Raw genomic sequence first — 15,577 nt, forward strand, 5'->3', positions numbered from 1 at the left:
ACTACCGCGTTAGACGTTCCGCCAGGCGCTTAGCCAGCAGCTCACCGCTCTGTTCCAGTGCGATCGCTTCCCCTGCGCTGCCACAGAATGCTTTGCGCGCAAGGCCGGTCAGTACCGATCCCGGCGGCATCTCAATCGCCAGCCCCACATCCCGTTCGCGGGCCGCCACCATCGCCTCATGCCAGCGCACCGTACGCGACATATTTTTCGCCAGGTCGTCAGCAATCTGCTCCGGCTGCCACAGCACACGTGCCGTGCTGCCACTAAGATACGCACAGTGTGGGCGCGTCAGTGACACCGCCTGAAATGCCATCGCCAGTTTCATAGCCGGTTCGGCCAGCAGCGCGCAGTGAGAAGGTACACTCACTGCCAGTCGATGAACTTTCTGCGCCCCAGCGTGACGTGCGCGGGTGGCGACGGCGCTCATCGCGGCGTCACTGCCGGCAATCACCAGTTGCTGAGGCGCATTGATGTTAGCCAGCCAGCAGTCGTTGCCCAGCAGCGGTGTCAGCTGTGATACCTCCAGCCCGATAATCGCCGTCAAGCCGTAGCCTTGCGGATAAGCTTCCTCCATTAGCGTACCGCGCAGCGCAACCAGCCGTAAGGCATCATCAAACGCCAGCGCCCCGGCCACCACCGCCGCCGGAAAAGCACCAATCGACAGGCCGCAGGTGATATCCGGCACAATGCCCTGCCGCTGGAGTTCACGCGCATGCGCCACGCCGGTAATCAGCAGACAGAGCTGTACCGCCCGGGTATGTTGCAGCGCGCTGGCCTGATCTAACTCGCGAGCATCCTCCGCCAGCACCTCACTGGCCTGATCAAGTAACGCCTGTCCGTTGGGGAGCTGTTGCAGCATTCCGGGGCGCTGTGGCCCCTGACCTGGAAAAGAGAACAGTATTTTCATGGTATGACACTCCACGGCTGGGTGGTGATGCGCGGGCCTGCGTTGGTTTTCAACAGCACGCGCCCGTCACGCAGCCATTCACTTAAGGCAAAGGCGCCTTGTGGCACTTCCACCTGTGTATCCACACGACAAGGCAGTTGGCTGACAAACTGCTGCCAGCGTTCCAGCTCCTGCTGCGCCACGAGTTCCGGGCAGCGGATCAGCAGGTCGAGATCGCTATCGTTATGCAGTACCGGGATTTCCGTTGCCAGCGCATAGCCTACGCTGCCGGTAATGCCCCATGTCCACCACCAGCGCTGCTGCGCCAGTTGAATAGCCGCCTGTACTGGCGGCTGGGAAACAAAAGGAGAAGCCAGCAGATGCTCCGCCACACTGAGTGCCTCCGGCGACAGCGTGCGGACCACATGCTTTGCTGCTACCCAACCTGCGGCACGCTGATCGCGGAGCAAGCCACGCACCCCAACCGGAATACGCCCATCCTGATCATGGTCGCGACGCACGACCAGCGGCAAAGTTCGCCGCCACTGGCTGGCAACCCAGTCGGGCAGATCGCCCTCCATCGCGTCAGCAGTGCGGATCCAGATCAAATCATGTGGCGTTATAGTCATCTTACATTCCGGATGTCAGGGTGATAAACAGCGGTAACGTGATGATACACAATAGCGAACTGATCAACAGTGTCGCTTCCGAATCCGGCGACTGCACGCCAAAACGGTTGCCAAAGACGACGCCGAAGAAACCGGCTGACAACGCCACCATCAGGATCGCCGTGATCGCCACCTGTCCGCTGATACCCAAGGCCAGCACCAGCCCCCAGGCAATAAACGGCTGAATAAGCATCGTTGTGATACTCGATATCACCACCACGCCGTTGATTTTCAGCTGACGCGCCGACAGAATCACCCCCGTCAGGAACAGTGCGCCCGCCGTGGCCGACAGTCCGAGCGGTTTGATTGCCGCCAGCACCAGCTCCGGCATCTTCACACCCAGCCCCGATAACACCACACCGAGCAGCGGTCCCCAGACAATCGGCTTGATCACCGAACGCCACATCAGCACCGGCAACATGCCGATCCCCGCACTGCCCGCATCACCCGCTGCACGCGCTTTTTCGCGCTCCAGCGTTAGCAGACAGAACGGCGTCATCAGCACTGAGCCGCAGGCAATCGACACCGCGACCGACAGCGAGGTGGATGCACCTTCTCCCAGCACGCTACCGAGGATCGGCAAGCCCAGGGCAGCATAGTTCGGCAATGCCACGGTCAGCGTCAGTACCGCCGCATCCTGTGGTGACTTTTTAAACATCCGCGTACTAATAAAGTAGATCGCGGCATAGACAATCCACATCGCCAGCACCAGCACCAGAATCAGTGGCGACTGCTGGATAATCCCGGCCCACGGCGTCTGCACAGTGGCACTGAACAAGGCCGCTGGCAGGGCAAAATCCATCACAAAAATATTCAGTAAAGAGACATTCTTATTATCCACCATCCCGGCTTTGCCGGCGTAAAAGCCCAGGAGCATAATGATAAAGATGGGGGCAAGAGCATGAACAATCACGTAAGTCATAACATCACCTGTTAGTTGAAGTAAGCACAGGCGCGATGATTATTAGTTCAGACTGGCGGATGTCTGTCAGATATCCGCCAGTCTCGCAGGTTGTCTTATCGATTTCACAACGGGCCTTACCAGAGTTGACGCATCCGTTCTCTGACGGTGTGTGAACTGCGACGGTTCTCTGCTTTTAGCCGGCACTGCAACCCAGGATCATGGCGTGCCGCAGTAATAGCCGCCGTCAGCGCCTGTTGCACCTGTGCCACATCAGCAGCATCGGGTGCATCAGGCTGACGAATATCCAGCAGCGCTTCCAGCAATCCCAGACTGTGGTAATTTTTGATGTCGTAAGCCATCGGCGGGATGGTCTGCGCCAGTTTTTCCAGTGCCTCGACGCTGCGCAGCGTAATACGCGCCGCCGCCGCTTTGCCCATCGCATGAATCAGCACGCCGCTGTCGTTAAAGGCGATCAGCCGGTTAGCCTGGTAGCCGTGTGCCAGGAAAGCCCCCGACATCGCTTTGCCAACAATCAGCCCAATCACCACATGACCCGCCAGCCGCGCTTCTGCGTAAGCCCCGGCGGCAGCGGCCAGCGCCTGATGAATACCAAAAGCCTCTTCACGCCGACCGTAGGCCTGGCTGGCAACATCAATCACCGCGATAATCGGCCGCTTGTCGGCTTTTTGGGCATCCTGCGCCACAGTTTCACTGACCACTTTCGCCAGCGTCCAGCCCTCTAACAGTCCGACTTCGCCCTGTCTGGCGCGGGGATAGTGGTTATCGGCATCCGGTACCACGGCAATAAAACGCACGGCTTCCCCGTTTGCGTGACCGTCAGCGACCTGCACAGACGGGCATAACCCCGGTAAACGGGCCGCTCCGGCACTGAGTTGCTGTAGCCAGATTTCACCGCGTCCTGTTGGCTGTTTCATTTGTGATCCTCCCCACTGAATAGCTGTGTAATCTGTTGTGCATCGGCCTGCTGGCGGGTATCAAACTGTGCCAGACGCGGCAGATAGTGCTGATAATGCTGTGAGCGATGTAACGCCGGAACGCCCTTCGCCAGCGCCGTACGCATGGCCTGTTGAACGACATGCTGACCGTCAGCGACAATCGCATCCACCAGGCCGCTGCGGGCGCGCACTTCTCCTCCGGTCATGCTCCAGATAAATGGCCTGTCGCGAGAGTCGTACTCATCAATACCCGCTTCCTGTTCAATCACCTGCGGACCATTCAGCCCCAGCCGGGCCTCACGGGTGACAATCAGATAGCTGCACAGCCCGGCGGCGATCGACATCCCGCCAAAGCAGCCCACCGTGCCCGCGATAATGCCAACCACCGGGGTGTAGCGCCGCAGGTCGACAATGGCGGCGTGGATATCCGCAATCGCTGCCAGACCGAGGTTGGCTTCCTGTAGCCGTACGCCACCCGTTTCCAGGCAGAGCACTGCGCGAGTGGCGATGCCCTTGCGGTTATCCTCAGCGGCCAGTTCCAGTGCAGCCGCCATTTTCGCCCCGGAGACTTCGCCCATGCTGCCGCCCTGGAATGCCCCTTCAATGGCAATCACCACGGCGGGTTGACCATCGATGGTGCCTTTTGCCACCACCATGCCGTCATCAGACTGCGGCACAACGCCTTGTGCACCCAGCCACGGCGACATGATGCCGTCGAACGGGTCGAGCAGTTCGCGGAAGCTACCGTCATCCAGCAGCAGACGTGCACGCTCACGCGCTTTCAGTTCGATAAAGCTGCTGTCATTACGCATCGGCTACCTCCTCAAACACCTGTTCAATGCGGATGCGGGCCACACCGGGGGTGGCACCAAAATCATGAATGGTCATCTGCCCGGCAGGTAGTGAGCCAAAGCTGCTGATACGCTCAAACAGCGCCTGCCAGCGCGGGCTGCTGTTATCGACCGAGGTGGTGATTGCCACGCTCAGGACATGGCTGCTGTTCGCTGTGAACAGCACTTCCATATCGCCGGACCCTACCACACCCGCCAGCGCCTTACCGCTGAGGTGGCGTGTAGCCGGAAAAGACAAGGTTATCTGTTGCATAAGATCCTCTTAAAATTGATTGCTCGTCTGCGGGGATGAGCAATTGTTGCGGGCGGGGCATGCCCCGCCCCTACGAACATCGGGTTGCCACACATCGCCAGGACGACCGTTTGTTGCGGGCGGGGCATGCCCCTACGCCCATCCTTTTGTAGGGGTCGGGCATGCCCGGCCCGAGCAATGGACATGGTCCAGGAAAATCGTGGCAGACAGCAGGTCGGCTGCACCGCCTGGTGAAGCATTCAGCGCCAGCATTGCTGCATCCAGCCGCTGAAGCGCCTGCTGCCCTGCAGGTTGCTGCACCCCGCCTGCCACCAGTACCGCCCGCGCCCCCTGCTGCATCGCTTCCAGCCCTGGCATTCCGGCACGCGACAGTACACAGGTATCGCTGAGCGAGGTCATGATCGCCATCAGCGCATCCAGCCGTGCTGCGTTGCTGTTCGCCCCCTGCTGGCGACTTTGCCAGAGCTGCGGCAGAGCCAGATTCATCACATGGGGGAACCCCTGCTGAGCCTCTTCCCGTGCTCCGGGCAGACGATAACGTGAACAGGCGCGCAGGCCGTTGCTGAACAGCGTCGGCGCAGCGTCATCCGGCAGCTGTGCCAGGCGCGCGGCCATACGGGTTATCTGCGTCGGGCTACCGCGCCCTCCGCACATGGCAGCCGCAGAGACCAGCAACCCCAGAGCCCAGATAGCACCGCGATGGCTATTCACTCCGCCAGTCACCTGCATCATCACCGCTTCGCCTTCACGTCCCAGTCGGCCCACCAACTGGCGCAGAGCGATATCCGCCGGACGCTGCCAGCTCTGTCGCGCCATCTCGCGGAACATTGGCGTCAGACTGTGAGCAGAACGCTCCATCAGCGCCAACGTCAGGTCGTGATGCGCCCCGCTACCCCGGCGATCCACCAATCCTGGTTTCGGCGTGAGGTTGGCTTCTATGACCAGGCAACGTGTTGCCAGCGCGGCCAGGCGCTGTGCATGGCGTTCCGCCGAACTTGCAGCCCACTGCCGTTGCAGGTTCATTACCAGCTCCTGAATTTGGCCGGAGGCTCATACAACCCGCCGGACCATTCGACCAGGTCAGCCACGCTGCCTGCCGCCAGCAGGGAACGGGTGGCATCGGTACGGCGAATGCCAAGATCTTCCGGGAAGGCCACCTTCCCTTCGCGCCGCAGCTGCTGCACCCGCTTCGCATCCACGCCCAGACCGATATCGGTAATCCCGGCGACCGCCGCCACCATCGCCCGCCGTTCTTCCAGCGACTGCGCACGATAGAGGTAAGCAATCCCCTCTTCGGTCAGTACGTGGGTAACGTCATCGCCGTAGATCATGACCGGGGCCAGCGGCATGCCGGACGCTTTTGCCACCTCGACCGCTTCCAGTTTTTCAACAAAGGTCGGTTTTGCGCCAGCCTGGAAGGTTTCCACCATCTGCACCACCAGCTTGCGACCCCGTGCCATCGGGTCAGGTTCGTTGATCATGGCCAGCCAGGCTGGCGTGGCATGGCGGCGACCATGCGGGTCGTGCCCCATATTGGGCGCACCGCCAAAGCCCGACAGGCGGCCACGCGTCACGGTGGAGGAGTTCGCATCGCCGTCCACCTGTAAGGTGGAGCCGATAAACATATCGGCGGCATACTGGCCCGCCATCTGGCAGAAGGCGCGGTTGGATCGCATAGAACCATCGGCCCCGGTGAAGAACACGTCCGGGCGCGCTGCAACGTATTTTTCCATTCCCAGCTCACCGCCGAAGCAGTGCATGCTTTCCACCCAGCCGCTTTCAATCGCCGGGATTAACGTCGGGTGCGGATTCAGGGTCCAGTGACGGCAGATTTTGCCTTTCAGGCCCAGCTGTTCGCCGTAAGTGGGTAGCAGCAGTTCGATGGCGGCGGTGTTAAACCCAATACCGTGGTTGAGCGACTGCACTTTGTGCTCGGCGTAGATGCCTTTGATCGCCAGCATCGCCATCAGCACATGCTCCTGTTTGATCAGGCGTGGGTCACGGGTGAACAACGGTTCGATAAAGAAGGGTTTATCCGCCACCACCACAAAGTCGATCCACGAACCGGGGATATCGACGCGCGGCAGATCGCTCTCGTCATCCACCAGTTCATTCACCTGGGCAATGACGATGCCATCATGGAATGCCGCCGCTTCGACCAGTGCCGGGGTGTCTTCCGTACTGGGACCGGTGTAGAGATTGCCTTTACGATCGGCTTTGAAACCCGCGACCAGCGCCACGTTAGGGATCAGGTCAACATACAGCCGCGAATAGAGTTCGATGTAGGTGTGAATGGCGCCAATTTCCAGCAGGCCGTCCTCCAGCAGCTGCGAAATACGCAGGCTCTGGGTGCCGGAAAATGAGAAATCGAGCTTGCGGGCAATCCCTTTTTCGAAGATATCAAGATGCTCGCTACGGCCGACGCTCGGCATGATCATATGCAGATCGTGCAGTTTTTTCGGGTTGACCTGCGCCAGCGATCGGGACAGAAAATCGGCCTGTTTCTGGTTGTTACCCTCCATAACGACGCGGTCGCCAGGGACAATCAGTTTTTCCAGCATGGCGATCAAATCATCGGTAGGGAGAACTTTGTGGGTGAGCCCGAGGCTGGCAATACGGCGCTGTTTTTCGCGGCGGCGCGTATCCCAGATTCTGGGGGATGATTGGGTAAGCATGATGTAACCTCCTGTAAGCGCATCCTGTCAGGGATGCTTCAGTCTGATTACCGAGTCTGCACGCCGGGGCGCAGTCAAACAATTACACCCAGTGCTATAACCATTACGCCAGGCGTAACGGTTTTTTAAATATTAATTAAATCAGATGTGTAATGATTTTAAATCGGGATCGTGGTCACAATGCTTTCGCGCTAAATGCACAAAGGCGGGCAGATAATGGCAGAAGCCTGTGTGCTCGTAGTGCAGTGACAGGGCTGGAGCCGGGGTGGGCACGCCGGATCGGCAAAAGACGCACCCATGAGGGCCTCGGCACGCAGCGTTCTGGCGCGTGACGTCCGGCTTACCTCACCCCAGCCCCATCCCCGCACAAACGGTGCCCGTGTTAGAAAAGGGGGTTAATTAGCATATAGGATCGTTTTGTAAACCGTAGGTGCAGGCATAAGGATCGGTCCATTGGTTGTCTTTATGGAAGAAGACGGATGATTTCCCATTTTCAAAAACAACAATCCCTAAACCGCTGGATTGTACTGTCCATCGGCCTGAAGTGCCGTCTTTAAATTTGACGCTACCTATCGCCAGGCACGGTGAGTAATATTCATGAAGTAGATTTCCACTTTCTTCCGATTCTTTAGAAAGATTGAAATATCGGGTCATCTGTTTTTTTGTCGGCCTGAAGACCTTGCAGGCTATTTCTTCATCTTTATCATTTCGTTGGTCAGAGTACAAGCCGATACCTTTAACCTCGAGGTGGCTGACAACTCTTGCCTGCGCATGAACTGAAACGACCATAAACGTCCAAAAAATAATAATAGTTTTGGTGATAAACTTTTCCATTTCCAGACTGAATTCCCTTTCGCTTTGAACATGAAAACTGCGCCATCCCTGGCGCAGTGGTTGATTTAACATATGGGATCATTGCCTAATCCGTAGGTGCAGGCATAAGGATCGGTCCATTGGTTGTCTTTATGGAAGAAGACGAGTGACTCTCCATTATCCAGAATAGCAAATGCCAGGCCACTGGATTGTACCGTCCAGTCCCCGGATGAACCGTCTTTGAATTTTATTGTTCCTGATGACAGGCAAGGTGAGTAATACTCATGAAGTAGATTCCCACTTTCTTTTGACTCCTTTGCAATATTAAAAAAACGGATTATTTGTTTTTTAGTCGGCCTGAAATGTTTACAAGATTCTCTTTCATTTTTATAACCTCGACCTTCATCATACTGCCCAATATCTTTGACTTTAATATCAATAATTTCACGACCATTAACTTGATTTGAAAAGAAAACAACACAAGATAAAATAGAAAGAAGTATATTTTTTTGTTTTACCATTTTGCTGTACTCGCTTCTGTTGGATTTTTTCGACCAATTTCGGGATGGCGATATATTTCATTCATAGAAACACTTAACGTCTCAGATAACTCCTTTATTAGCCACTTCAAAGAGTCATTTTGCTGATCGTTGACTGATTCATAAACAGGTTCTATTTTTCCTGTTATTTTATTTTTCATTCTTTTTGACTCACCCACAATTTCTATCCCAATACTATCTATATTGCTGGAGAATCGATCCGGGTAATTTTTTACTTTTTCAATCTGATGCACCTTATCGTAATTTCTCCATGACTTTTCCAGTTCAGTCACTTTTTGCAAATCTGCCGGCTCGCATTTTTTCGTCAGATAGCAGCGGGATTGTAGCCTTCCCACATGCCAGGTGACTTTAAACAATGAGGCGGTTTGATAGATGGTGCCATCTCTGTCAATCAGAAAGTGAGCGCCAGCGGCGCCTTTGTTTTGATAGCTATGAAAGGTGCTGCTGGCTGTAGAGGCATTGGTCTGATGCACGACAATGCCATTCACCGCATCCATTTTTTCATGCTCGATATTATTGAATATTTTGATCTTAATACGGTCGGCATAAATATGACCATTTTCATTAACGTATAGCATTGGTTTTACTCCCTTGAGGCGAATAAGGTTTAGCGCCTGCCTATCCCATTAGGCGTCAATGTCCCCCTTATGGGCAAAATTCCGGGACTCGCCCTCAATTCCGCTAAATCTGATGAAAATATCCTGAGCCATGTTTCGTCCTTGTTGATGAGTGAAATCATAAAACTAATGGCTGTTTATTTAAATGAAACCTGTTAGTGGATTGATGAATAGATTGACTCTTTTGCCAACAGGGAAGTTTAAGGACATTAGCGGTGAATGATAAATAGTAAAAAAATGATTATTTTATTTATTACGTGGAAGAGGTAATTTAGTGCAAGGTTTCTGGAAATTATTTATTTGCTAAAGATAGCATGACCGGGTTGAGGCTCAGGTTGAGCACACCGGACCAGAAAAAGACGCATACCTGCGGGCTTCGACGCGCGCAGTCCTGGCGCGTGCCGAGGCCCGTAGAAAGAGTGCCAGCAGTAAAAAGGGTTTAGTTAACATACTGGATCGTTGCCTAATCCGTAGGTGCAGGCATAAGGATCGGTCCATTGGTTGTCTTTATGGAAGAAGACGAGGGACTCTCCATTATCCAAAATAGCAAGGCCTAGCCCACTGGATTGCACTGTCCAAACGCCAGATGCTCCGTCTTTGAATTTTACTTTCCCTGTCGCAATGCAAGGTGAGTAATACTCGTGAAGTAAATTTCCACTTTCTTGCGACTCTGTTGCGAGGTTGAAATATGTAATCAACTGTTCTTGTGTTGGTCTGTACACCTTGCAGGCTGCTCTTTCATTTTCATCCTTACGTCCAGATTCCTGTGCTCCGACCCTTTCAACGTCAATATTACTAACGACCCTAGCCTGAGACTGTATTGAAACAACCAAAAAAAGAGCAATAATAAAAAAATTTATTCTATTTAAAATCACCATTTCGCTGTACTTGCCTCAGTAAGGGTTTTTCTTCCAATTTCCGGGTGGCGATATATTTCAGTAGTAGACACATTTAATGTTCCAATCAGCTCTCTAATTAACCATTTTAAAGATTCATTTTGTCGGTCATTAACGTCTTCATAGACAAATACTGGCTCACCCGTTTTCTTATCTATCTGCCTTTCTGCCTTGCCCACAATTTCTATCCCAATACTGTCGATATTGCTGGGAAATCGATCAGGATAATTTTTCACTTTTTCAATCTGATGCACCTTATCGTAATTTCTCCATGACTTTTCCAGATCGGCCACTTTTTGCAAATCTGCCGGCTCGCATTTTTTCGTCAGATAGCAGCGGGATTGTAGCCTTCCCACATGCCAGGTGACTTTAAACAATGAGGCGGTTTGATAGATGGTGCCATCTCTGTCAATCAGAAAGTGAGCGCCAGCGGCGCCTTTGTTTTGATAGCTATGAAAGGTGCTGCTGGCTGTAGAGGCATTGGTCTGATGCACGACAATGCCATTCACCGCATCCATTTTTTCATGCTCGATATTATTGAATATTTTGATCTTAATACGGTCGGCATAAATATGACCATTTTCATTAACGTATAGCATTGGTTTCCCTCCCTTGAGGCGATTTAGATCACCGTATTGGCTTTGATGTCATAGCCCATTGAAACGGTTCCCGCCGTTTTCCCCTCTGCATTTTGCAGCACGTAATCCATCTTCACCCGCGAGAACGCGATGGCGACCTTTTCGAGTGGTGCGGGCATGTTGTCATAGCAGATCAACGCCACCCGGGTAATGATGACCTCTTGCAGGGTGATGATCTGATATTCCAGCGGCGATCCGCCCGCTTTGCGCACGGTCAGCACCGCTTCGGGGATCGGTTTACCGCTAAGGGAATACTGGAGAAGATTGGGGCTGGATTTATCAATAAAGTGATCGAAGTAAAGATCGCCGACGGTGGATTTCCCTGCGCCACCGCCGCTTCCTGAGTGCATATTGGATGGCTGGCGGGCAGCCCACGTCCAGCGCAGAACGTCAATTTCGCCTTTATGTGCAAAATCCTGGGATTCGCCCTCAATACCGGTAAATCTGATAAAAATATCCTGAGCCATATCTCTTCCTTGTTGATGAATAAAATCATAAAACGAATGGCTGTTTATTTAAACGGAACCTGTTAGTGGATTGATTAATAGATTTAATCTGTTAAGGACAGGGAAAGGTAAAGCCAATGGCGGTGAATAACAAATAGTAAAAAAACGATTTATAAAAGATTACGGGAGAATAAAGAAACACACCATCGTGGCTGTTTTAACACACACAGCGAGCACTCTATTACGGGGAGGGGGCCAGTTTGAGGTAAGCCGGGCGGCACGCGCCAGGGATGGCGCGTGCCGAGGCCCGCAGCGATCAGTCGGCCAGAGGTTCTGCCATCGGTGGCGTATGATGCACCGCAATATAACGCTGGAAGCGACTCTCTTTCAGCTTCGTCAGATCCACCAGCACCAGCCCGTCTATACAGTGGTTGAAGTCCGGGTCACTGCCGAAGTCGATAAACTGTACCCCGCCGGTTTCGCACAGCTCGGAATACTGCTTGTACAGCGGTGGGATCCCCGTACCCAGGTTGCTTAATAGCCGCTTCAGACGTTTGAGATCGTCACTGTAGTTATCACCGCTGAACTGGGCCAGCACATCAGGCAGCGAGGCCGGATACGGACGGCGTGAGGTGGCCAGCGGCAGGTCCGGGGCAAAGTACAGACGATAGAATGCCACCAGCAGATCGCGCGCCGCCAGCGGCAGGCCTCCCGAGATGGAAACCGGGCCAAACAGATAGCGGTACTGCGGATATTTCGCCAGATACGCGCCAATGCCCATCCACAGATAATCGAGGCCACGTTTGCCCCAATAGGCAGGCTGAATAAAACTGCGCCCCAGTTCAATGCCCTGCATCAGCACCGGGCTCATCTGGTGGTCGTAATGGAACAGGCTGTGGCTGTAGATCCCTTCAAAGCCTTTTCGTTCGAACTGTTCAGCGGTGGGAATAAAGCGGTAAGCGCCAACGATATCCAGCGCCTCTTCATCCCATAAAATCAGGTGATAATAGTCGTCGTCGTAATCATCAAGATCGCGTCGCGTCCCGCTGCCCTCACCCACCGCGCGGAAGGCGATTTCACGCAGCCTTCCCAGCTCACGCAGGATCGGGACATAGTCTTCGCCCTGACGGCGATAGAGGTAAATCATCTTACCGTCGGGCAGTTGCCCCAGCACTTCGCATCCGGCCAGTGCCCGCTTCAGCACCGCGCGATCTTCTGCGCGCGCAATGGCAGCTTCCGTCTGGAACAACTCGGATTTACCCAGCCCGATACGGTAGAGATGACGGCGAAAACGCGCCGCCAGCTCTTTCGCCGGGGTGTGTCCATCATGCCAGCTGGCGTAAGGGATGCGCTTACCGATTTTCAATTTCAGCCGCACGCCACGATTGCCGAACATTTCACGCACCAGTAACAGCATCGACAACGGCTGATAGATTTTTGAGGTGAGATAGAACAGCGCGCTGTTGCGGCCGCTGACGTGGATCGGCACCACCGGCGCGCGGAAACGGGCGGCCAGGCGCAGGAAACCGTGGCTCCATTTGCCATCTTTCACACCCTTGCTGCCAAAGCGGGAGACTTCCCCCGCCGGGAAGAAGATCAGCACGCCCTGGTTTTCCAGCTGCTCCTGCATCTGCCCCACCTGCTGGCGGCTGGTGCGGTTGCCCATGTTGTCCACCAGCACCATCAGGCTGCTCAGCGAAGACAGGCAGTTCAGCAGACGGTTGGTGACAATTTTCACATCGCGCCGCACCTGAGAGACGGCATGCAGCAGCGCCAAACCATCCAGCGTTCCCAGCGGATGGTTGGCAACAATCACCACCGGTCCTGTGCTGGGGATCTGCTCCAGGTCGCGTTCGCTGAGTTCACAGCTGACATCCAGGTACTCCAGCACCTGCTCCACCATATCCAGCCCTTTCAGGTGGCGGTTGCGCTGGTTGAACTGCTGGAACTCTTTTTCATGGAGCAGGCGGCGCAGCACGCTTTTCTGCCAGGAGGGGGTGTCATGTCCGGGACTGAGATCGTCTAATACGCTTTCAACTGTAAACACGGGTTAGCCTCCAGGTGTTTTATCGGCACACTAACCAGCCCGGATGACATTTTCATGTCAGGTAAATGACAGGTGAAATACCCGATGAATTTGTGTCGCCGCCCTGAAGAGGAGAAGAATTCAGATTGCACTGAATATTGCGGGAATTAACGGCTTTTCTTGCTGTTCTCCAGGCGTTCAGGTTAAAATGCGTCCAACTATAACCCATTCAATTTATTGATATTTTTTATTTACCGCATCGTTACAACGCGTGCTTTCGGAAATTTTTCGCACCTTATGGCGTCCCTTTCCCTCCTGGCAGCATAATCCACGTGTGGCAGTAAAAATTATCAGCATGACTGACTCCTCATGATGAACCTGAAAACGCTGCTTCCTCTGCTCTGTCTGCTGTTAGCCGGGTGTGGTTCGCTGTCCAGCAACAGTATTGATACGTCAGCGGCAGCCAGCTTGCAGGCCAGCTGTCGCCTGCCGCTCAATGCGCAGATTGATCAACTGGCGCAGCCGCAGATTGACCAGCAGCGCACACCAGGCATGGTGGTGGCCGTGCTGGGTGCAGACCGTCAGCGCCATATATTCAGCTACGGCTATACCGATACCGATAAACGTATTCCCATCAACGGCGATACACTGTTTGCCGTCGGCTCTGTCACCAAAGGGTTCACCGCCGAAAGTGCGGCGCTGCTGGTCGCTGACGGGAAGCTGCGCTGGGATGAGACGCTCGGCCAGCTCATCGGCAAAGATGTTCCCCTGAGTGAAGATGCACGCGCTATCCCGCTGCAACAGCTTGCAACGCATACTGCCGGGCTACCGCGCCAGATGCCCAGTCTGCATATGCTTCGCAAGCTGACGGCGTATCTGTTTTACGGTGAGCCTTTCTACGATGATCTTGATGACGGCGAGTTCCTGAACTATTTGCAGGATTTCAGCCGCCCGCGTCATCAGCAGGTGATGTATTCCAATCTGGGGTACGCCATTCTTGATTACGCCATCACACAGCGATCGGGCCAGACGCCACAGCAGATCGCCGGGCAGAGGATTATTGCGCCACTCGGCCTGCGTCATACCGGTTTTCAGCCGCAGCGATTGCCGGGCTATTTGCTGCGTGCGCGCGGCCATGCCGGGGATCAGCCGAAGTTTGTGAAGCGCGGAGAGGCGGTGCCGGACTGGAATTTTAACGGTTATATGGTGGGTGCCGCATCGTTGTGGTCAAGCGGCAACGATTTGCTGACCTATCTGAGTGCCCATCTGTACGGCAGCGGCGATCCGACCCTGGATAAAGCCTTTATTGATGCCACCACCATCCGCTTTAAAGAGGCGCAAAACGACTCCTCCGCACTGGCGTGGCTGAGCAACAATCTCAATGGGCAGAGCATTCTCTACCAGTCCGGTTTTATTGGCGGCTATGCCAGTTATATCGGAATGGATCTGAAGCATAAAACGGCGATTGTGGTGCTGCAAAACAGCTTTAACTGGGACAACACCATCGGCCACCGCATGCTGTTGCGCATGGCAGAAAACCAGGATACGCCGGGTGGATGCCGGTAATGCGGGGCGGGCATGCCCACCCCCTACGATGACCGGCGTACAGGCCGACCGTTTTTTCCGTCCTGCGCGGGTGGCGCTGCGTAGGGGCGAGGCATGCCTCGCCCGGGGTTATTCGTCGAGCTCCAGCGGTGGCAACTGCGAGAACACACTCAATAAACCACTGCTCCATAACTGGCGGATCTGCGAGAAATAGGGATGTTTTTCTGTAATATGATACTGCTGCATACTGCTGTAACTGTCCGTTGGATAGACCATCACATCCAGCGGTAACCCCACCGAAATATTACTCGCCAGCGTGGAGTCCATCGAAATCAGTGCGCACTGCATCGCCTGATCCAGCGGTGTATCAAAACGCAGCACGCGGTCAATAATCGGCTTACCGTATTTGCTTTCCCCAATCTGGAAATACGGCGTATCGGTACTGGCTTCGATAAAGTTGCCCTGCGGGTAGATCTGGAACAGCCGTGGCTCTTCGCCTTTGATCTGCCCGCCCAGCATCAACGTGCCGCCAAACTCCTCGCCGTCGCGCTTGATCACCGAACGTAACGTTTCCCCTACCAGCAGCGCCACATCGTACATGTTCGTGGCGTTCATCAGGCTAGGATTTTTGCCATCTTCGCAGCCACGCCGCAGCAGGCTCAGCGCACTCTGGGTGGTGGCCAGATTACCGGCGCTTTGCAGCACCAGGGTCCGTTCGCCATCTTGCTGAAAAACATGAAGCTTACGGAACGAGGAAATATGATCCACGCCCGCATTGGTTCGGGAATCGGAAACGAAAATCATCCCTGACGATAAACGCATAGCTACACAATAGGTCATAGT

The 15,577-nt window shown here is 54.5% G+C and carries 17 protein-coding genes; 1 reads left to right on the forward strand and 16 read right to left on the reverse strand.

Annotation, left to right across the window (positions count from 1 at the left end; genetic code table 11):
* Position 1: 1 nt before the first annotated feature.
* The 15 genes from mdcH to FY046_RS10725 all read right to left on the reverse strand — a co-directional run bounded on the left by mdcH (position 2) and on the right by FY046_RS10725 (position 13,210).
* Positions 2 to 907, reverse strand: a complete 906-nt coding sequence (gene mdcH, locus FY046_RS10655; protein WP_133843739.1) for a malonate decarboxylase subunit epsilon — start codon at positions 905 to 907, stop codon at positions 2 to 4.
* Positions 904 to 1,515 (reverse strand): malonate decarboxylase holo-ACP synthase, encoded by a 612-nt coding sequence (locus FY046_RS10660; protein WP_446186030.1) that lies wholly within the window; start codon positions 1,513 to 1,515, stop codon positions 904 to 906. The genes mdcH and FY046_RS10660 overlap by 4 nt, the downstream gene beginning before the upstream one ends.
* Position 1,516: 1 nt before the next feature.
* Positions 1,517 to 2,476 (reverse strand): AEC family transporter, encoded by a 960-nt coding sequence (locus FY046_RS10665; protein WP_133843743.1) that lies wholly within the window; start codon positions 2,474 to 2,476, stop codon positions 1,517 to 1,519.
* A gap of 116 nt (positions 2,477 to 2,592) precedes the next feature.
* Positions 2,593 to 3,393 carry a biotin-independent malonate decarboxylase subunit gamma gene (mdcE, locus tag FY046_RS10670; RefSeq protein WP_212815843.1) on the reverse strand — a complete coding sequence of 267 codons (801 nt, stop codon included), beginning with the start codon at positions 3,391 to 3,393 and terminating at the stop codon, positions 2,593 to 2,595.
* Complete coding sequence (locus FY046_RS10675) at positions 3,390 to 4,226, reverse strand: biotin-independent malonate decarboxylase subunit beta (protein ID WP_133843747.1); 837 nt, start codon at positions 4,224 to 4,226, stop codon at positions 3,390 to 3,392. The genes mdcE and FY046_RS10675 overlap by 4 nt, the downstream gene beginning before the upstream one ends.
* Positions 4,219 to 4,518, reverse strand: coding sequence for a malonate decarboxylase acyl carrier protein (mdcC, locus tag FY046_RS10680; protein WP_133843749.1), 300 nt, complete (start codon positions 4,516 to 4,518; stop codon positions 4,219 to 4,221). Before mdcC ends, FY046_RS10675 begins: the two co-directional genes overlap by 8 nt.
* Positions 4,519 to 4,650: 132 nt before the next feature.
* A complete protein-coding gene (locus FY046_RS10685) occupies positions 4,651 to 5,541 on the reverse strand; it encodes a triphosphoribosyl-dephospho-CoA synthase (protein ID WP_159337365.1) in 891 nt (296 codons plus the stop codon).
* Positions 5,541 to 7,193 (reverse strand): malonate decarboxylase subunit alpha, encoded by a 1,653-nt coding sequence (mdcA, locus tag FY046_RS10690; protein WP_446186031.1) that lies wholly within the window; start codon positions 7,191 to 7,193, stop codon positions 5,541 to 5,543. Before mdcA ends, FY046_RS10685 begins: the two co-directional genes overlap by 1 nt.
* 399 nt (positions 7,194 to 7,592) lie before the next feature.
* Positions 7,593 to 8,099: a hypothetical protein gene (locus FY046_RS10695; RefSeq protein WP_212813701.1), complete on the reverse strand. Its 507-nt coding sequence runs from the start codon at positions 8,097 to 8,099 to the stop codon at positions 7,593 to 7,595.
* Positions 8,093 to 8,527, reverse strand: coding sequence for a hypothetical protein (locus tag FY046_RS10700; protein WP_446186032.1), 435 nt, complete (start codon positions 8,525 to 8,527; stop codon positions 8,093 to 8,095). Before FY046_RS10700 ends, FY046_RS10695 begins: the two co-directional genes overlap by 7 nt.
* Positions 8,521 to 9,144 carry a peptidoglycan recognition protein family protein gene (locus FY046_RS10705; protein WP_159337362.1) on the reverse strand — a complete coding sequence of 208 codons (624 nt, stop codon included), beginning with the start codon at positions 9,142 to 9,144 and terminating at the stop codon, positions 8,521 to 8,523. The genes FY046_RS10700 and FY046_RS10705 overlap by 7 nt, the downstream gene beginning before the upstream one ends.
* Before the next feature lie 482 nt (positions 9,145 to 9,626).
* Entirely contained in the window at positions 9,627 to 10,061 is a 435-nt protein-coding gene (locus FY046_RS10710; RefSeq protein WP_167863429.1) for a hypothetical protein, read from the reverse strand.
* Positions 10,055 to 10,678, reverse strand: coding sequence for a peptidoglycan recognition protein family protein (locus FY046_RS10715; protein ID WP_167863428.1), 624 nt, complete (start codon positions 10,676 to 10,678; stop codon positions 10,055 to 10,057). Before FY046_RS10715 ends, FY046_RS10710 begins: the two co-directional genes overlap by 7 nt.
* Before the next feature lie 23 nt (positions 10,679 to 10,701).
* Entirely contained in the window at positions 10,702 to 11,184 is a 483-nt protein-coding gene (locus FY046_RS10720) for an Hcp family type VI secretion system effector (RefSeq protein ID WP_133843761.1), read from the reverse strand.
* Between the two features lie 295 nt (positions 11,185 to 11,479).
* Complete coding sequence (locus FY046_RS10725) at positions 11,480 to 13,210, reverse strand: lysophospholipid acyltransferase family protein (protein ID WP_133843763.1); 1,731 nt, start codon at positions 13,208 to 13,210, stop codon at positions 11,480 to 11,482.
* Positions 13,211 to 13,558: 348 nt separating this feature from the next.
* On the opposite strand from FY046_RS10725, the gene FY046_RS10730 reads away from it, so the two are divergent.
* Positions 13,559 to 14,755 carry a serine hydrolase domain-containing protein gene (locus FY046_RS10730; protein ID WP_133843765.1) on the forward strand — a complete coding sequence of 399 codons (1,197 nt, stop codon included), beginning with the start codon at positions 13,559 to 13,561 and terminating at the stop codon, positions 14,753 to 14,755.
* 108 nt (positions 14,756 to 14,863) lie between these two features.
* On the opposite strand, the gene FY046_RS10735 is transcribed toward FY046_RS10730, so the two are convergent.
* Positions 14,864 to 15,574 carry a proteasome-type protease gene (locus FY046_RS10735; protein ID WP_133843767.1) on the reverse strand — a complete coding sequence of 237 codons (711 nt, stop codon included), beginning with the start codon at positions 15,572 to 15,574 and terminating at the stop codon, positions 14,864 to 14,866.
* Positions 15,575 to 15,577 lie beyond the last annotated feature (3 nt).

This window comes from Erwinia sp. 1181_3 (genome assembly GCF_052824965.1).